Annotated in this window: 17 protein-coding genes; 9 read left to right on the top strand and 8 right to left on the bottom strand. The window is 71.6% G+C overall.

What is annotated here, in order from left to right; all coding sequences use genetic code 11:
• Positions 1 to 41: 41 nt before the first annotated feature.
• From IH48_RS0127290 to IH48_RS0127280, 3 genes are all read right to left on the bottom strand, one after another.
• The gene (locus IH48_RS0127290; protein ID WP_078850070.1) at positions 42 to 839 is read right to left on the bottom strand and encodes a DedA family protein; all 798 of its coding nucleotides are present in this window, start codon (positions 837 to 839) and stop codon (positions 42 to 44) included.
• Positions 840 to 1116: 277 nt separating this feature from the next.
• Positions 1117 to 1593 carry a DoxX family protein gene (locus IH48_RS0127285; protein WP_078850069.1) on the bottom strand — a complete coding sequence of 159 codons (477 nt, stop codon included), beginning with the start codon at positions 1591 to 1593 and terminating at the stop codon, positions 1117 to 1119.
• A 261-nt stretch (positions 1594 to 1854) separates the two neighbouring features.
• Complete coding sequence (locus IH48_RS0127280; RefSeq protein WP_030910171.1) at positions 1855 to 3552, bottom strand: alkaline phosphatase D family protein; 1698 nt, start codon at positions 3550 to 3552, stop codon at positions 1855 to 1857.
• Between the two features lie 86 nt (positions 3553 to 3638).
• On the opposite strand from IH48_RS0127280, the gene IH48_RS0127275 reads away from it, so the two are divergent.
• The gene (locus IH48_RS0127275; protein WP_030910168.1) at positions 3639 to 4115 is read left to right on the top strand and encodes a TIGR03668 family PPOX class F420-dependent oxidoreductase; all 477 of its coding nucleotides are present in this window, start codon (positions 3639 to 3641) and stop codon (positions 4113 to 4115) included.
• Between the two features lie 6 nt (positions 4116 to 4121).
• On the opposite strand, the gene IH48_RS0127270 is transcribed toward IH48_RS0127275, so the two are convergent.
• On the bottom strand, positions 4122 to 4673 hold the full coding sequence (locus tag IH48_RS0127270; protein ID WP_030910165.1) for a hypothetical protein: 552 nt from the start codon (positions 4671 to 4673) through the stop codon (positions 4122 to 4124).
• A gap of 581 nt (positions 4674 to 5254) precedes the next feature.
• Here IH48_RS0127270 and IH48_RS0127265 point away from each other — a divergent pair.
• Positions 5255 to 5839: a TMEM165/GDT1 family protein gene (locus tag IH48_RS0127265; protein ID WP_030910162.1), complete on the top strand. Its 585-nt coding sequence runs from the start codon at positions 5255 to 5257 to the stop codon at positions 5837 to 5839.
• 38 nt (positions 5840 to 5877) lie between these two features.
• Here the strand turns inward: IH48_RS0127265 and IH48_RS0127260 are convergent, their stop codons facing one another.
• From IH48_RS0127260 to IH48_RS0127250, 3 genes are all read right to left on the bottom strand, one after another.
• Positions 5878 to 6558 carry an HAD-IA family hydrolase gene (locus IH48_RS0127260; RefSeq protein WP_030910159.1) on the bottom strand — a complete coding sequence of 227 codons (681 nt, stop codon included), beginning with the start codon at positions 6556 to 6558 and terminating at the stop codon, positions 5878 to 5880.
• A gap of 191 nt (positions 6559 to 6749) precedes the next feature.
• Positions 6750 to 7838: a peptidoglycan-binding domain-containing protein gene (locus IH48_RS34550; protein ID WP_051840656.1), complete on the bottom strand. Its 1089-nt coding sequence runs from the start codon at positions 7836 to 7838 to the stop codon at positions 6750 to 6752.
• A gap of 78 nt (positions 7839 to 7916) precedes the next feature.
• Positions 7917 to 8420: a GNAT family N-acetyltransferase gene (locus IH48_RS0127250; RefSeq protein WP_030910154.1), complete on the bottom strand. Its 504-nt coding sequence runs from the start codon at positions 8418 to 8420 to the stop codon at positions 7917 to 7919.
• 343 nt (positions 8421 to 8763) lie between these two features.
• Between IH48_RS0127250 and IH48_RS0127245 the strand changes: the two genes are divergently transcribed.
• Complete coding sequence (locus IH48_RS0127245) at positions 8764 to 10851, top strand: bifunctional glycosyltransferase 87/phosphatase PAP2 family protein (protein ID WP_234434398.1); 2088 nt, start codon at positions 8764 to 8766, stop codon at positions 10849 to 10851.
• A 57-nt stretch (positions 10852 to 10908) separates the two neighbouring features.
• Here IH48_RS0127245 and IH48_RS0127240 read toward each other — a convergent pair whose 3' ends face one another.
• Positions 10909 to 11583 (bottom strand): HAD family hydrolase, encoded by a 675-nt coding sequence (locus IH48_RS0127240; protein WP_030910148.1) that lies wholly within the window; start codon positions 11581 to 11583, stop codon positions 10909 to 10911.
• A gap of 102 nt (positions 11584 to 11685) precedes the next feature.
• On the opposite strand from IH48_RS0127240, the gene IH48_RS0127235 reads away from it, so the two are divergent.
• The 6 genes from IH48_RS0127235 (at position 11686) to IH48_RS0127200 (ending at position 16755) form a co-directional block, all read left to right on the top strand.
• Positions 11686 to 12888: a helix-turn-helix domain-containing protein gene (locus tag IH48_RS0127235; protein ID WP_030910146.1), complete on the top strand. Its 1203-nt coding sequence runs from the start codon at positions 11686 to 11688 to the stop codon at positions 12886 to 12888.
• 102 nt (positions 12889 to 12990) lie between these two features.
• Positions 12991 to 13380: a hypothetical protein gene (locus IH48_RS0127230; protein WP_051840651.1), complete on the top strand. Its 390-nt coding sequence runs from the start codon at positions 12991 to 12993 to the stop codon at positions 13378 to 13380.
• 432 nt (positions 13381 to 13812) lie between these two features.
• The gene (locus IH48_RS0127220; RefSeq protein ID WP_030910137.1) at positions 13813 to 14238 is read left to right on the top strand and encodes an ATP-binding protein; all 426 of its coding nucleotides are present in this window, start codon (positions 13813 to 13815) and stop codon (positions 14236 to 14238) included.
• A gap of 227 nt (positions 14239 to 14465) precedes the next feature.
• The gene (locus IH48_RS0127210; protein ID WP_051840649.1) at positions 14466 to 15623 is read left to right on the top strand and encodes a radical SAM protein; all 1158 of its coding nucleotides are present in this window, start codon (positions 14466 to 14468) and stop codon (positions 15621 to 15623) included.
• The gene (locus tag IH48_RS0127205) at positions 15620 to 15832 is read left to right on the top strand and encodes a hypothetical protein (protein WP_030910132.1); all 213 of its coding nucleotides are present in this window, start codon (positions 15620 to 15622) and stop codon (positions 15830 to 15832) included. The genes IH48_RS0127210 and IH48_RS0127205 overlap by 4 nt, the downstream gene beginning before the upstream one ends.
• Before the next feature lie 119 nt (positions 15833 to 15951).
• The gene (locus IH48_RS0127200) at positions 15952 to 16755 is read left to right on the top strand and encodes an aminoglycoside phosphotransferase (RefSeq protein ID WP_234434397.1); all 804 of its coding nucleotides are present in this window, start codon (positions 15952 to 15954) and stop codon (positions 16753 to 16755) included.
• Positions 16756 to 16882 lie beyond the last annotated feature (127 nt).

Below are 16882 nucleotides of genomic sequence, written 5' to 3'. Positions count from 1 at the left end.
GCAGGGCGCTCGCGCGCGGCAGTTCCCGGGACCCGGCGCTCCTACGCGGCCCGCATCGGGCGGGGCTGTTCGTCGGGGGCCGTGGCCTGGGCCGGGACGCCGGCCCGGTGCACGGACCGGGACATGGCCGGGGGCAGGTCGCAGCCGATGACGCGTACGCCGGTGGCGAGCGGGGCGGGTGCGGCGGCGGCCGCGACGGCGGCGGCCGGGCGGCGGCGGACCACGTACGCGGCGACCGCGCCCGCGCCGAACAGCGCCAGCACTGACAGGAACGTGCCGAACCAGCTCGCGCCGAGCCACTGCCCGCCGAAGTACCCGAGCCCCACGCTGTAGACGGCCCAGGCGGCGCCGGCCAGCGCCGACCACGGCAGGAACTCCTTCGTCCTGCGCTGCGAGGTGCCCGCGCCGAACGACATCACCGACCGCCCGGCCGGAGCGAAGCGCGCGATCACGACCAGGAGGCCGCCGCCCGCCGCCAGTGCCCTGCCGAGACTCTCGTGCGCCCTGGTCAGCCGCCTGGAGCGGCCCAGGGCGGCGGACAGCCTCGTGCTGCCGCTTCTCGCGAGGCGGAAGGCGACGAGGTCGCCGAGCACGGACGCGGTGGTGGCGCAGAGGCCGAGGAGGAGCAGGGAGGGCAGCTCGTGCGCCAGGCGCGTCAGGTGCGACACCTTGTCCGCGGCCTGCGCCATGCTGGTGGACCCGGCGGCGGTCGCGGTCGCCGCCGTCACCACGATCACACCACTCGGCAGGACCGGCACGAAGACGTCGAGGAGTACGGAGAGCGCCACGACGGCATAGATCCACGGGCTGCTCGCCAGCGGCCCAAGACTCTCCAGCACGTGCCCTACTTCCCCGATCCCGTCTCGTCGCCGCGGGTGTCGCAAGGGCGGCAGGAGCGGCCCACCGGCTATACAGCGTACGCCCGAGGCCTGTGGCGGGTTCAGGCGGCGTGCGTGATGTTGTCCACTTCGATACCTCCGGTGGTCACCCGCCGGTCATACGCGGCTCACCCGGGGTCGCCAGGGCCGGTACGGGTCGCACATGGTGCCGGAAGGCGTACGCAACGTGTGCGGCCGCGCCCGCGCGTGGCGGGGTCGCGGCCGCACAGGGGCCGGCTCAGGGCGCGACCGGGTCGCTCTCACGCGGTCCCCGGGGTGCGACCACGCCGGATGGGCCGTCGGGCGGCGTGGTCGCCGCGCCGTCACGTCCGCTCGTGAACAGCCGGTGCGAGGCGAGCGCTCCCGGGCCCGCGAAGGCGATCAGCAGGAAGGCCCAGCAGAAGAACACCGGGGCCTCGCCGCCGTTCTGGATCGGCAGCAGGCCGTGCTCCTGGTGGACGGTGAAGTACGCGAACGCCATGGATCCGGAGCTGAGGAGGGCAGCGGGCCGCGTGGTGAGACCCAGCATGACGAGCGCGCCGCAGGCGAGCTGGATGACGGCCGCGTACCAGCCGGGCCAGTCCCCGGCCGTCGCGGCGTGCTTGCCCAGCACGCCGAAGAGCGTCGCCACTCCGTGGCAGGTGAAAAGCGCGCCGATGATGATTCTGAACAGGCCGAGGACGTAGGGCTGTGTCCGATCGAGTCGTCCGAACATGTGGGGGTGACTCCTTCGGTCGGTCGAGACCAGTTGGTATGGACCTGTGGAGTCTCCTCGTGCGTGCCCGGCGGGGAAATCCGGCCGTACGAGTTCGATGTCTTCGCACGAACGATTCGGGTCGGGCCGGGGTGCGCTATGCGGACGCGCTGGTGGGTCATGGACATGCCCTTACCGCGGTGCCCGGCGTTCTGCGGTGTTCGTGGCCGCTTTGTGCCGCGGCGCACGCTCGTCCGAAAAGCGGCGCCTGCCACGGGACGGTCAGCTCGTCAGCGTCCGCTCGTCCACCGTCACCAGGCTCGCGGTCCCGTCCCGGGCCGCGCGGGACTGATCGAGGCGCAGATCGGCGCGGCGGCCGTCCAGGGTCAGTGTCATCAGCTGGTTGCCGAACCACGGGCCGCCCGTCCTGTCCCACGCCACCTGCGTGTGCCCCAGGCGCCCGTGCAGCCGCAGCAACCGGCCAAGCCCTCTGCCGAGGCCGCTCCAGCCCATTCGGAACGTGAACTTCATATAGCCCGGCACGGAGTTGTGCACGGGCGAGCACGTCAGCTGCACCACCCGCGAGCCGACCTCGCCCCCCGGCCGCTCGCGCGGCCACGCCGCCTGAGCGATATAGGCGTGGTGCACGTCCCCCGACAGCACACACACCGTCGCAGGGGCCTCGGGCCCACTGCCCACCTCCGCGACCAGGTCCGCGAGTTCGCCGAACGAGCGCGGGAACGCCGCCCAGTGCTCCAGGTCGGCCGTGCGGCGCAGCCGCTCGCCGATCCGCGCCCAGCGCGGTCCGCGCCCACCGCCGCACAGCACCGAGTCCCAGCTCTCCAGGTCGTGGATCATCGGCGGCAGCAGCCACGGCAGCGACGTGCCGAGCAGCAGGTGGTCGTACGAGCCAGGCGCGTCGAGCGCCTGCTCGCGCACCCAGCGCGCCTCCTCCTCGTCGACCATCTTGCGCCCGTCCTCCGCCAGTACGCGCGCCGCGCGCGAGTCGACCACCAGCAGGCGCGTGCGGCCCAAGTCGCGGCGGTAGCTCCAGCGGGTCGCCGCACGGTCGCGGTCGGCACGCGCCGCGAACTCCCGCAGCGCCGCCGTCGCGTCCTCGCCCTCCCGCACCGCCGCGTACAGCTCGTCGCGGCCCAACTCTCCGGGCGAGAGGTTGCCGAGGTGCTGGTAGACCCAGTACGACATCAGCCCGCTGACGATCCGCTCCTCCCACCAGTCGGTGGCGCGCATCTCGTCCAGCCAGGAACCGCTGGTGTTCCAGTCGTCCACGACGTCGTGGTCGTCGAAGATCATGCAGCTCGGCACGGTGGAGAGTAGCCACCGCACCTCGGGGTCGCCCCACGACTCGTCATAGAGGTGGGTGTACTCCTCGTAGTCGGCCACCTGCGTGCCCGGCGGGCGCCGGAGGTCGCGCCGGGACGCCAGCCACCGCTGCGTCTCCTTCGACGTCTCGTCCGCGTACACCTGGTCGCCCGCGAGGAAGAGCAGGTCGGGCCGGTCCGACTCGTCCGCCGCCGCGAGCCGCAGCGCCAGCGTGTCGAGGGCGTCGGGGCCGACGGGGTCGTGACCCTCCTTGGCGGGTCTCGCCCACCGGCAGGAGCCGAACGCGACGCGCGCACCGCCGGCGTCCCGCGCGGGCGTGCGTATCGCGCTCGGGGGGAACACCGGGCCGTCCGGCGCGGGCCGTCCGCCCGCGCCGCCGTGCGGCGCCCGCGGCCAGACGCCGTGCCCGTCAAGACGCACCTCGTACGTCGTCGACGTGCCGGGCGTCAGCCCCTCGACCAGTACGAGCGCGTAGTGGTGCCCGGCCACCTCGAACGTCGGCGCGGACCCCGACGCCCCGTCCGCGCAACGGACTTCGGCGGTGCAGGCGCCGTCCGCCTCCACCCACACGGTCGCCGTTCCCGATCCGTCCCACGCGACGTGCCGCAGCACGGGGCCCAGCCGAAGCTCGGTCATGCGTCACCCCTCCTCATGTCCGCCCGTACGCTACGGAAACCGGGTCGCGACACGCGAGGCGGCCCCCGGCGCGGTACGAATGGACCGTGCGACTGACCGAGGACGAGGCGAGGCGGCGGCTCGGCGCCGCCCGGGTGCTCAGGCTCGCCACCGTGGATGCCGGCGGCGCGCCCCACCAGGTGCCCGCCACGTTCGCCTTCTACGGCGGCGGCCGGCTCGCCATCGCCGTCGACCACAAGCCCAAGCGGACCAGCGACCTCAGGCGCCTGCGCAACATCGAGGCCGAGCCGCGCGTGTGCGTGTTGGCCGACGAGTACAGCGACGACTGGACGCGGCTGTGGTGGGTGCGGGCCGACGGCACGGCGCGCGTCCTGGCCGCCGGCGCCGTGCGGGAAACCGGCGCCGGGCGGACAGGACGCGACAGAGAGGCCGAGCGCACCGAGGCGGTGGACCGGCTGGTGGCCAAGTACCCGCAGTACGCGGCGCACCGGCCGGAAGGACCGGTCATCGTGATCGACGTCGAGCGCATCACGGGATGGGCGTACGCGGACCCGGCAGGGTAACCGCGGTCAGCCGATGCCGGTGACGCTGAGAGCCGTGGTCCAGTTGTTCTTCATGGCGCTGCGGGCGGCGGACAGGGTGATCCGCCCGTCGCACACCGCGTTCTTGAGCTTCGTCTCGACGCCGTCCTTGCTCCTGGCCGTCTTCGTACCCGAGTACGGCTCCGGCCACAGGTTCCCGGGGTCGCGCGGGGAGCCGCCGAGCTCCAGCGGGATGAAGTGGTCCTCCTCGTAGGCGGAGGTGGAGGTGTTCGCGTAGCCGTAGTCCGCGATGCCCTGCACCTTCAGCGGGTTGGTGTAGGACGTGGGCGGGCGGACGGTCGCCGTCCAGCCGGAGACGCAGATCGTCGAGTCGATCGTCGACTGGGTGACGTCGGGGTTGTACACGCCGGGGGTGCACGACGGGTCGGGCAGCGGCAGGTACGCCTGCGAGCAGCCGGCCGCCCGGGCGGTGCCGGCGGCCGCCTGGGCCGTTCCGGCGCTCACGCCGAGGAGGAGCCCGCTGCCGGCCACGGCGAACGCGGACGCGACGGCGACGGGCGTCCGGACTGTCCGGAGCATCCGGGGTATTCGGGGTGTTCGGGGGAGGGAACGCATGGGGGTCTCGCTCTCCTGAGTGGGTGGAAACACTGCGGACGGCCCCCGCGTGACGCGCGTAGAACGACGGCACTTGTCCTTACGGCGACGGGCGCGAGGGGTCGACTACGGGGCGAGCGTGGCGGGGTGGGGTGTCCGCCGCGCATGCGCCGGATGACAGCTTGGGGTCAGGTTCACGTCAAAACAAGAGGGGCGACGCGATCCGGGACGCCCGGGACGCGCGGGACACCCGGGACGCCCGAGGCCCAAGGGCCCTGGATGGCGAGACGGCCCGTGACGTAGGCTGGGGGCAGCAGAAGGGGAGTAGCTCTTCGCCGGAACGTCGACATACTGCCGGGCCCGGGATCCGTCCCGACCCGGCCGGCGCCCGGAGGCGGCCGTGTCCACGGCCCGCCAGCGAGACCTTCGGCCGCAGTGATCCGTGGTGCACGCCGCCGGCGCAGGACGCCGGTGGCCCCGACGACGCTGCCGTGCCGAAGCGGTCCGTCCCCTCGTACGGTCACCCTCCCGGTACGGCGCGCCCGACCGATTGAGGACAACGACCAGTGTTCAGCTTCACCGTCATGGCAATCGTCTTCGGCGTGATCTTCCTCGCCGAGCTGCCGGACAAGACCGCTCTCGCCGGCCTGATGCTGGGGACGCGCTACCGCGCCTCGTACGTGTTCGCGGGCGTGGCCGCCGCCTTCGCCGTCCACGTCGCGCTCGCCATCGCGGCGGGCAGCGTGCTGACCCTGCTGCCGCACCGGCTCGTGCAGGGGGTGGTCGGCGTGCTGTTCCTCGCCGGGGCCGCGATCCTCCTGTTCAAGAAGGACGAGGAGGAGGACGAGGAGGTCAAGGCGCCCTCCGACCAGTCCTTCTGGCGCGTCGCGGGCGCGGGCTTCACGCTCATCCTCGTCGCGGAGTTCGGCGACCTCACGCAGATCATGACCGCCAACCTGGCGGCGCGCTACGACGACCCGTTCTCGGTCGGCATCGGCGCCGTCCTCGCCCTGTGGGCGGTCGGCGCGCTCGGCATCCTCGGCGGCAGGACGCTGATGAAGTACGTCCCGCTGAAGCTGATCACCAAGATCGCCGCGCTCGTGATGATCGCACTCGCCGGGTTCAGCCTCTACGAGGCGATCGCGGGCTGACGGGGCGCCGCGGCGGGGCGGCTTGCGCGCGGGCTCGCTCAGGGCGCGATGCGCAGGGTGATGCCCGCCGTTGCCGCGTCGCGCTCCACCGTCACCTGCGTCAGGTCGCGCACGTGCGCCGTGGGGGCCATCGCGGCCGCGCGCGGCCCGACGCCCACCACCCGCATGCCCGCCGCACGCGCCGCGGCGATGCCCGCCTCGGAGTCCTCGAAGGCCACGCAGTCCTCCGGCGCGAAGCCCAGGCCCGCCGCGCCCTTCACGAACCCCTCGGGGTCCGGCTTGCTCGCGCTGACGTCCTCGGCGGTGACGCGCGTCATCGGCATGGGCAGGTCCGCCGCGCCCATCCTGGCCTCGGCGAGCGCCACATCGGCCGAGGTGACGAGTGCGTGCGGCAGAGCGGCCGCGACGAGCTCCGCGAGGAAGGCGGGGGCGCCGGGCACCGGGACGACGCCCTCCGTGTCCGCGGTCTCCTGCGCCAGCATCCGCTCGTTCTCGGCGCAATTGTCCTCCATCGGCCGGTCGGGCAGCAGCGCCGCCATCGTGGCGTACCCCTGCCTGCCGTGGACGACGCCCATGATCGCGTCGCCGTCGAGCCCGTGCCGGACGGCCCACTCGCGCCAGACGCGCTCCACCACCGCGTCGGAGTTGACCAGGGTCCCGTCCATGTCGAGCAGTACGGCCCGGCAGGTGAGGACGGTTTCGGGGGCGGTGGCCTGCATGTGCGCGACTCCAGGTGGGGGCGTAGGACACAAGCGGCCCCGCCCGCCGGTCAGGGAGTACGGGCGGAACCACTTTGTTCCCCCACAGTACAAACCAGAGGCCGTGGCGCGCCACCACCGGGGGGTGAACGCCGGGGAACGAGCGTCCGCGCAGGTGGGCGGCGTGTGATACGCGCCACGTGCGGGCCGCGTCAGCGGTAGCGCGTCCCGCCGTACCCGTCGAAGTGGTCTCCCGTGCTGCCGCTGCCCGCATACGTGCCGGAGTCCGTGCCGTAGGGGCTCTGCGCGCCGTAACGGCCGTCCGACGGGTAGGTTCCGGACTCCTGCCGCGACTGCCGCCGCGTCTCCTGGCCGGAGCGCGAGTGCTGCCAGGAGTGCTGCGTCTGCTGGGTCCGCCGGGTCTGCTGCGTGCCGGTCCCGCGGGCGCCATGGGTCCCCTGCCGCGGCGTCTGCTCCGACTCAAGCGCGCGCCGCGTGTTCGGCCCGTACACGCCCGGCTGATCGCCCTTGACGTGCCGGTACATCTGGTAGATGCGGACCGAAGCGGCCACGGACCGGCCGTATTCGCCGTCCTGCGCACCGTGGTACAGGTACATCGCCGCCAGGCGCCGCTGGAGCGCCGCCACGCGCGCGCCGCTGTCGCCGTAGGCGAGGGAGGCGCCCGCGTCAGTGCCTGCCGTCCGGCCCGCCGAGCGGTCGGCGCCGTGCTGGGCGCCCGATGATGCGCTGTGCCCCGCCGCGATGTTCTTGGCCGTGGCGGACGTGCGGGACGACGTGCCCGCCTGCGCGGGGTGGCCCGAGGGGTGGTCGGGAGCGGCCGTCGCACCGTCCGGGAGCGCGGTGTCGGGCAGCCCCGCGTGCGTAGCGTCGGCGAGGGCCTCGCCGGATCCGCCGCCCGAGAACATGCCGGACGCGAACGCCGCCGTGCCGAGCACGGCCGCGGCGGTCACGCCCAGAGCGACGGCCTTCATGGGCCTGTGCGCGGCCCTGCCCGCGTCCGCACGGTCGGGCGCGTGCGGCGGCATCGGCCCGGGCGGCGGGGGAAGCACACGCGCCAGCGGCGGCAGCGGACCGGCCGTACGCGGGGGAGCGGCGGGCCGCTCGTGCTCGTCGAGCGTCACGTACGGGCGTATGTGCAGCGGGTGGAAGTCCTCGGCGCCGGACGCCTCGGTAGACGCGGACGCCGCATGCTCGGCGTACGGGGCGCACGAGCAGCCCGCACCGCCGCCCGGCACGCGCGGCGTACCGCACGCACGGCAGAACCGCCCGTTCACCGTCACCGTGGAACCCCTCCCCTTTGTGAACTGCCCCAGATTATCCAGCCCCTGGGGCCTCATGGGGGCAAACGGCGGGTATTTCTACCGGGGCCCGATGTCCTTCCCGTACCAGATCTCCGAGTACGGGCCGGAGCTGTACGCCGCAATCTCCCGGAAGCCGTGCTTCACGTACAGTCCTCGCGCCTCGATCAGGTCGAGGCGGGTGTCGAGTACCAGCCGTGACGCACCCAGCGCGGCGGCGGCCGTCTCCAGCGCGGCGAGCACCGCCGCACCACCGCCGGTGGAGCGCGCTGCCGGGCTCACGTAGACCCGGGTCAGCTCCGCCCTGCACGCGTCGAGCAGGCGCACGCCTCCGCAGGCCGCCGCCTCCCCGCCGTACCTCCCGACGACGAACCGGCCGCACGGCGGGGCGAGTTCCAGGGCCGCGTCGTCCGCGATGCCCGCGTCCACCTCGGCCTCGGTGGCGGGCCTGCCCCAGTAGCGCCCGGCGACCTCCGCGTAGTAGGCGCGGCGCAGCCGTGCGGCGTCGCGCGTGCCGGCGTGCTCGGGGCGCACGGACCAGGCGCGGGCGTGCGGCGACGTCATGATCCACCTCCTGATCCGGATCCACATCCGGTTCCGCATCCTGATCGTCGGGAGCCCGTGGCGCGATCTCGTTTCCGGACACGCGGACGGCACCGCAGAGCGCACCGCGCGGCTGCGCCACGTCCCGCGTCACCCCGGTCGACCCCCGGCCGATCCCTGCCTTTCGCGGCGAAATGGGGGTGACAGCCGGCCGAAGAGTGGGTTGCCTGAACATTTCACCCCCGGAGGTGCCAGGCTCTTGCTCCAAGGGCCGCATCCGTGGCGGTTTCGGACGGGATTGGGAGGTCGTCGGGACGTGGCGAACGCGGAGGGCAGTGTCCGGGGCGGTACGGCGCCGAGAGGGGTGAGCGGTGGGCCCGCCGCCGCGCGGGCGCTGCTGTGGCTGGTGGCCGCCGTGCTCGCGGCGCGCCAAGTCGCCGCCGTGCTCGGCAAGCCGCCGGGCAGCCGCCTCACCGACCTGGCGACGTGGACGGGCCCGACCGGCCTCCTGCACGTGCGGGGTTCCCTCTACGACCATGGCTCGACCTTCACCGGCACGCCGTTCTCCGGGGTCGTGCTCAAGCCTCTGACGCGCTCGGCGGAGCAGTCGCTCGGCGTCGCCTGGACGTTCGGGACGCTCCTGCTCGTCGTCGCGGTCGGCGTGCTCGCCGCGCGCGCCATGCCGGGCCGTACGCGGGTGCCCGCCGCGCCCGTCGCGATCAGCCTGCTGATGCTCTCGCTGCCCGTGCGCAACAGCTTCCACCTGGGGCAGACCAGCATCATCCCCGTCCTGCTGGTCCTGCTCGGCTGCTTCGCAGCGCGTGGCGAGCGCGGCGCCGGGCTCCTCGTCGGGCTCGGGGCCGCGCTGCAGCCCGCCGTCCTGCTGTTCGCGCCGCTGCTGTGGCTGACCGGGCGCAGGAAGGCGGCCGTCACGTCCGTGGCGACCTTCGTCGGCTGCTCGGCGCTCGCCTGGGCCGTGCTGCCCGCGGACTCGCGGACGTACTGGGTGCACCACCTCGCCGGGATCGGCCTCGGCGAGTCCGCGTCAGGACTCGCGAACCAGTCCCTGCACGGCGCGCTGCTGCGCTTCGGCGCGCACGGCACCCTGGGTACGGTGCTCGCCGCCGTGCTGGCGGCCGCCGTGGTGTGCATCGGCCTGCGGCGTGCCGTGCGGTACGCGAAGGACGGGCAGTTGCTGCTCGCGGTGGCCGTGACGGGCTGCGTCGCGGTCGCCGTGTCGCCGACGGCGTGGCAGTACCAGCTGATGTGGATCCTGCTCGCGCTCGCGGGCCGCGTCGGCACGCGAGCCAAGGACCGGCTGGTGTGGCCCGTCGTCGTCGTTCTCGTGATGACGCTGCCCGGCACCGTCCTGCTGCCGAACATGGCCTTCGTCGCGCCCGTACGGGACAACGTGCCGCTGCTCGCCGCGCTGGCGGCCGCGTGCGTGGTGCCCTTCCTCGGGCGCACGTCGCCGTGCTTCGACAGACCCGTGCCGACCGATTACGCGCAGCCCGTACCGGCGCGCCTGAGCCGCGTCCCGCTCGCCGCGCCCGTGTGGCGGCGGCTGAGGGGCCGGCCGAACCTCGTGCTTGAGCTGCTCGTCATCCGCGTCGGCTACTCCGCCTACTCGCACATCAGGCTCGCCGCCTCCGCCGACCCGGCGACCGCCGAGGCGCACGGGCGGGCCGTGCACTCCCTGGAACGCTTCCTCCACATCGGCATCGAGCACTGGGCGAACCACGCGCTCGTGCAGGTCGGATGGTTGCGCGCCTTCCTCGACTTCTACTACGAGACGTTCCACTTCGCGTTCCCGCTGGCGATCCTGGCCGTGCTGTACTGGCGCAGCCCGGCCGACTACCGGTGGGCGCGCTCCTCGCTGTCCTTCGCCACGGTGCTCGCCCTGGTCGGCTTCTGGTTCTTCCCGCTCGCGCCGCCGCGCCTGATGCCGGGCCTCGGCTTCATCGACACCGTGCACGGCCCGCAGGACCTGGCGCACCCGAGCTACGGGGCGATGACGGCGGTCACCAACCAGTACGCCGCCATGCCGTCGCTGCACTTCGGCTGGTCGCTGTGGTGCGGCGTCACGGTGGTGGTGCTCGCGCCGAAGGTGTGGATGAAGCTGTTGGCGCTGCTTGACCCGCTGTTCACGGTGTCCGCGATCATCACCACGGCGAACCACTGGGTCCTGGACGCGGTGGGCGGCGCGACGGTGGTCGCGGCCGGGTTCGGTCTCACGTACCTGCTGGGCGGGCCGCGCAGGCTGCTGCCCGCGGGGGTCGCGGCCTCGGGGGACCTCGCGCCGGACCTCGACCCGGCGCCGCGCGCCCGGGCGGCCGCGGCGAGGCCCGTCGAGGCCTCCGACGACCGGCCACCGCCGCCGGACGCGGGGCGTGCACCAGAGGCGGCCGACGATCCGGACGGGCGTCCCCGCCCGGGCCCGGTGGCCCGCTGAGCGGCACGGGCGGCGCTGCTGGGCCGCCGCTGCCGGCGCGTTCACGCCGAACGCAACTCAGCTCCGGTCGAAGACCAGCCTGCGCAACAGATCGGTGTCGGTCAGGTCGTCAAGAACGACGTCGGCGCCCGCCTCACGCAGCTCGACGGCGGAGCTTCGACCGGTCGCCACGGCGATGACCCGCACGCCGTTCGCGTGTCCTCCATCAATATCTGCGGGTGTGTCGCCGACCAGTACCGCGTCCGCCGCTGTGATCGCTGAGCGGGTGAGCGCGAGATCGACGAGGGCAGGCCGCAGGTCGGCATCCTCGCCGTATGCGCCGACCTTCCAGTCGATGTGGGTGGCCAGCCCGAAGATGTCCAGCTTGAGTTCTGCGACCGCGCGGACGTTGCCCGTCACCACAGTCTGGCGCACGTGTGCTGCGGCCAGAGCGTCGAGGGTTGCGGCGGCGCCGGGAAGGGCTGTCCCGCGCTCCCGGAGTCTCCGAGCCTGCAGGACGTGGTGCTCGCTCAGGGCTTGGGCGAATCGCTCGAAGTCCGCCCGATCCGTTGCGAGACCGTGCAGCTTCGCGGTCTCACGGAAGATGACTGCCTCTGTGATGCCATCGATCGTCGCCTGATCCCGCATGGGCTGACCAGTCACCTGCTCGAACGCGGCTGCGGACAACTCTCGGCCCACGCCACGCGATTCGATGAGTGTGTGGTCGATGTCCCACAGAACCAGATGAGGCACGTTGTCCCTCCCTGAAGGTTGATCACGATGGTTCACGACAGTGGCGAAAGCCCCCGCCTCAGGGGAAGTCCGCCCTACGCTCGTCGTACGGGAGGACAGACAGTGGAATTAAAGCTGCCCATCGGGGCACGGATTAGGCACTACCGCAGAAGGCACGGTAACCGATCGCTGGCGGCCGTCGCGGGTCTGTGCGAGGTCTCCGAGCGGTATCTGTCGATGATCGAAAACGGGAAGAGGACACCCTCTCCCAAACTGCTGACCCGGATCGCTGCCGAGCTCGACGTGCCCGTGGCGGCACTCCTGTCCGACGAGCCACCCCCCAAGGACCCGATCTCGCTGACGACTTCTCCGGACGTCGCCCGGGCTCTCCTCGGGCACACGCCGACCCGTGCGCGCCCGGTTGCTGGGCCGACAAAGCTTCGAGACCGTGTCGAAGACGCGTGGCGGATCTGGCAGACCAGCCCCGAGCGGTTTAGCGAGATCGAGCGTGTACTCCCAGCCCTCATCGAGGATGTGGAGCAGTCCATCCGAGCGCATCGCGGATCGAGCGACTCCGTGGCCCGGCGGGACCTCCTCCGCGTAGCGGCCGACCTGTACGGCCTGCTGCGGTCCTACTGCCGCAGGTCGGGTCGGCTCGACCTGTCCCTGATGGTGGCGGACCGCGCCCTCAGGGCTGCGGAAGATGCCGACGATCCGATCCGAATCGCTGCGGCGCACTGGAACCTCGGGCACTGTCTCCTTTCTCAGGTCGGAGGCGCGCAAGAGGCTGAGGAGGTCGCGCGCGTCGCGATCAAAGGACTCGGTGTCCCCGGGGAAAGCCAGGACGCTGCCGCGATGAAGGGGGCCCTGGAGCTGGTCCGCGTTGTTGCCGAGGCGAAGAACAACAAGTGGTGGGACGCTCGGCAGAGACTTCAGACGGCCGCCCCGCTCGGGAAGAGAGTCGGCGACTCCAACACCATGTGGACCGTCTTCGGCCCGACGAACATCCACCTGCATGCCCTCAGTATCGAGATGCTGGCCGGCGAGAGCGCTGAAGGACTGCGCCTGGCCGACGAGGTCGACATCTCCCGGCTTCCCAGCCGGGAACGGCAGTTCACATTCACGCTCGAACTCGCCCGATGCTACGACCTCCGGCGCGATGACGCTGCGGTCTTCGTGCATCTCCTGGACCTCGAAGAGTTGAGTGGCGAGGACATGGCCCGGAGTGCCCCAGCCGTCGACATGGTGGCCGGGCTGCTCCACCGCGTGCGCCCTACCTACCGAAGGCAGGTGTCCAAGCTCGCCGAACGGATCGGCATCGTGTGAACACCCCGAACTGAGAGTTCTTCCGAACTCTCAGTTCGGGTCGTCGGCCCGGATGCGGAATAGCTTCCCTCCATCGCAGTCGCCGACGAAATGAGGCCCAAGGTGACGAGAGAGCCGCTGGGCGGCGTCTTTTCGGAATCCCGAACGACCGTCGCAGCCCCGAGTTGGGAGGCAGTTCGCGTCGGTCGGTACTACGGCCTCAAGGCGCTCACCTGGCTGACCGTTCCCGGCGCGGTGGCGGTGGACCCAGAGGATCCCGGGGTCTACTTCTTCGTCGCGGCCGGTGCCACGGCCGACTGGCCGCCATCCCCGGCCCGCACGGCCCTGGTCGTCAGACAGAGCCTCGACCTGCCACCTGCGCACCGCCGAACACCGCCCGGGACGTACTGGCTCGTACCGCCGTGGCGGGGAACAATCGGGCTCACGGACGCGGGCACACTCTGCGCGGCGCTCGCCGATCTTCTCCCCGAGTGGATGGAGACACCGGCGTGAACGAGATCCCATCAACCGGCGCTGCTTGGCTGCGGCCCGGTCTCCTGTTCGCGGCCGTGACGATTCCGGCCGGCGTCCTCCACGTGGCTGTTGGCTTTGACAGCCCGGAGGACTGTATGCAGTCCCTCGCCCCGGTGCTGGAGTCCGGCCCCCTGTTCTTCAGCTCAACCGGCTTCCGGCGCGAAGGCTCGTACACGGCGCTACTCCCTGCCGATGTCGCCCTACGGCGGGAGCCTCTGCCGGGAGTGGTGACGCTCCCGCAGCGTGCACTACTCATGGTGCCGGCGCCAGTGGTCACCGCGCCTACGGTCCAGGGTGCTCCCTGGTGGGTGTCCCCTCTCGTCGGCCCTGCGCTGCTGTGCCCTCCGCAGCGCGTCGCCGCTCTGGCCGCTCTCGGCCGAGACCTCCGCAGCCAGTCGAAGGGGCGCCACGATGACTGAGACCGCGCCCTTTACTCCTGCGCTACCCGCCTACACCGAGACATTGCTGAGGGCTCCGGAAGCCGCACGCGACGCGCGGCGCCTTGTGCACCTGGCCACGAATGTCTGGGGCATTCACGCCGTACGGGACGCCGCTGAGATCGTCGTCAGCGAGTTGCTGACGAACGCGGTTCTGCACGCTCGGCGGGACACGGTGCGGGTAACGGTGACGCGGCTGAGCGACGACCGAATCCGTATCGCCGTCGTGGACCTGTCGAAGGTGCGCCCGCAGATTCGGTGTGCGAGTTCGACTGAGGAGTCCGGGCGGGGACTGGGGATCGTGGCAGCGCTGAGCGGCGGCCGGTGGGGCGTTGACCCGCTTGCCTGGGGGAAACGCGTGTGGGCCGAGCTGAGCGCGGAGGGCGAATCCAGTGAGTGAACGTACACGGCAGGTGCTCTACGTCGTGACCCTCACGGCGCTGCTCGGCGCCTTGTACCTCGGCATCAAGCCCAGGTAGCGACTCACGGAAAAGGCATGAATCACCGGCGTGTTCCGACGCTGCGAGGCGTCGTATGCGCTCGTGCATACGACGCCTCGCAGCCCTGATTGCCGCCCACAAACCAGTTTGGCCATTCCGTCGCACGTTTCTACCCGTGGAGGCGCCCATGACCGCAACGACGAGCATCAGCAGAGAACAGGAACCAAAGGGTGTGCGGCTCGTTGCCAGCCCGTTCCTCGCCCAATACCTCCTCCTGCGGCCCGGCCGGGCAACCGGCGTGCGGATCCCCGAGGTCCGCTACGAGGAGTTGCGCACCGCTGGCGCCGAGGAGCGGCCCGTACCGGCCTGGATGGTTGACGCGGCGTCGAAGGCGTGGGGCGTCGCGCTGCCCTCGGTGCCGGTCGGTGACGTCGTCCTGGTCCGCGAGCGGTCCCAGTACGGGTACGGCAAGGCCTCATGGGAGATCAACCTCGGCTGCGACTACGACTGCGAGTTCTGCTACCTCGGCGAGAAGCGGTTCGAAGGCCTGAACTGGGACGGCAAGAAGCAGCTCTTGGAGGTGCTGCGCGACGCCGGAGTCCTCTGGTTGCAGATCACCGGCGGGGAGGCGCTGATCGACCGCGAGTTCGGCGCGGCGTACGAATACGCCCACCGCCTCGGAATGATGGTTCAGGTCTCGTCGAACGGGTCGTCGCTGCGGAAGCGGCCGATCCGGGACCTGTTCACCCGGCACCGTCCGTACCGGCTGACGCTCAGCGTGTACGGCGCGACCGCCGAGACGTACGAAAAGGTCACGCGGAACCGCGGCGCGTTCGGCCGCTTCGTGCAGGGCCTCGACGTCGCTCGCGAGGACCAGCTCCCGGTCCGGCTGAACGTGATCGTCTCCGACGACAACGCCCACGAGGTCAGCGAGATGGTGGCCCTGTGCCAGAGCTACGGCTTCCCGCACCAGGTGTTCACGAACATGTCGCCGACGATCGACGGCGAGGCGAACCCGTTGGCGACGCAGGCTGAAAGTCACATCAAAGCTCGGCGCGTCTTTACCGGTTGCAACGCTGGTCACACGTTCTTCCACGTCAACCCACATGGCATCGCTTCGATCTGCAAGGTTGGCCGCGATCCAAGCGTGAACCTCGTCACCGAGGGCGTCGCCGCTCTCCCCCGACTCGGCGTGATCGCCGAGTCCCTACAGCTCCGCACCGGTGGATGCTCTGGCTGCACGATCGCGGGCACGTGTCGCACGTGTCGTCCGCTGGCCAAGCTCTACCAGGAGGCGGGGGACAGAAGAGATCTCTACTGCCAGCATGGAGGCTACGGATCATGACTCCACCCACCACAACCCTGGCCCCGCCGTGTCAACCGGTGGCGGTCACCATCGGCCGCCGTCCGGCGGCCGGATCGACCGGCGTCCTGCCGGTGCCGCTGACCGGCGCCGCGATCAAGGACGACGAGGTTCAGTTCATCGCCGACCTGGACGAAGCCGCCGAGGGGGCCGAGTGCAGCTGCTCGGCCGGTGACGACCAGCCGTACTAGGGCGACACCGCGGGTGGCCTCCATGCCGCCTGCTCTCATCCCTTGAATGCCGCCCCGGCCGTAGTCTGGCCGGGGCGGCATTCCCTATCCCCGACCATCCCGAGGCAGAGCGCGTGTCCATGTCCCGTATTCCCTTCGAGCAGCTTCCCGCCGACGTCCGCCAGGCCGTCGGCGACAAGACCGGCGCCGTGCACCAGGCGGTGACCGCGCCGGGCGGCATGAACTCCGGAATCGCCTCCATCCTGGAGACCGAGAGCGGCAGCGTCTTCGTCAAGGGCATCCCTGCTGACCACCCGCAAGTCGCCGCACAGCGCCGCGAGGCGGCAGTGGCCCCGCACCTTCCGACGTCATGCCCGCGCCTGTACTGGCACCTGGAGCTCGACGGCTGGAGCCTCCTCGGATACGAGGTCGTCGGCGGCCGGCACGCCGACTACGCGCCCGGATCGCCGGACCTGCCGCTCGTGGAAGCGGCGCTCACCGAGTTGCAAAGCGTCAAGACCCCGTCCGGCATCGAGATCAAGGACGCTGTGGACCGGTGGGCGGACTACGCGCCGCTGGGCACCTTGCATCACTTCGACGGCGACGCGCTGCTGCACACCGACTTCGCACCGGACAACGTCCTGATTGTCGATGACCGCGCGCGGCTTATCGACTGGGCGTGGCCGACGCGAGGTGCGGCGTGGATTGACCCGGGCGCGCTGGCGCTGCGGCTTATGGACGCAGGCCACCCGGTCGAGGCGGCTGTCGCCTTCGCCGGGCGCTTCCCGTCGTGGCGTTATGCCGACCCGAAAGTGCTCGGGGAGTTCGGGGCGGCTACCGCGGCACTGTGGCGGGAAATCGCCGAGGAGGACGGGACGCCGTGGAAACTGGGGATGGCGGAGCGGGCGGCGACACTCGCCCAAATCCTCGGCGGGGGCCTGTAGGCGCTCGCGCTGCCGGTGGCGCCCAGCCGGACCGGCGACACTCGGGTGTCGGTCCTCCGCGTGGCGTCAGGCTTGGCGTGCGGGCACTTCTCGGAGAGTCCTGTTGTCTTTGCCGGGAGGAGGCGGA

The sequence above is a fragment of the Streptomyces sp. NRRL F-5126 genome, from assembly GCF_000721265.1.
In the GTDB taxonomy this organism is placed as follows: Bacteria; Actinomycetota; Actinomycetes; order Streptomycetales; family Streptomycetaceae; genus Streptomyces.
The sequence above is the reverse complement of the archived record's forward strand: the minus strand, read 5'-3'. Positions and strand labels throughout refer to the sequence as shown.

Bases quoted from the DNA above. Each gene is read 5' to 3' on its own strand.
- IH48_RS0127250 (WP_030910154.1), bottom strand. From the start codon at position 8,420: ATGACGTCGCCGCACGCCCGCGCCTGGTCCGTGCGCCCCGAGCACGCC.
- IH48_RS0127210 (WP_051840649.1), top strand. From the start codon at position 14,466: ATGACCGCAACGACGAGCATCAGCAGAGAACAGGAACCAAAGGGTGTG.
- IH48_RS0127270 (WP_030910165.1), bottom strand. From the start codon at position 4,673: ATGCTCCGGACAGTCCGGACGCCCGTCGCCGTCGCGTCCGCGTTCGCC.
- IH48_RS0127200 (WP_234434397.1), top strand. From the start codon at position 15,952: ATGTCCCGTATTCCCTTCGAGCAGCTTCCCGCCGACGTCCGCCAGGCC.
- IH48_RS0127260 (WP_030910159.1), bottom strand. From the start codon at position 6,558: ATGCAGGCCACCGCCCCCGAAACCGTCCTCACCTGCCGGGCCGTACTG.
- IH48_RS0127280 (WP_030910171.1), bottom strand. From the start codon at position 3,552: ATGACCGAGCTTCGGCTGGGCCCCGTGCTGCGGCACGTCGCGTGGGAC.
- IH48_RS0127285 (WP_078850069.1), bottom strand. From the start codon at position 1,593: ATGTTCGGACGACTCGATCGGACACAGCCCTACGTCCTCGGCCTGTTC.
- IH48_RS0127220 (WP_030910137.1), top strand. From the start codon at position 13,813: ATGACTGAGACCGCGCCCTTTACTCCTGCGCTACCCGCCTACACCGAG.
- IH48_RS0127205 (WP_030910132.1), top strand. From the start codon at position 15,620: ATGACTCCACCCACCACAACCCTGGCCCCGCCGTGTCAACCGGTGGCG.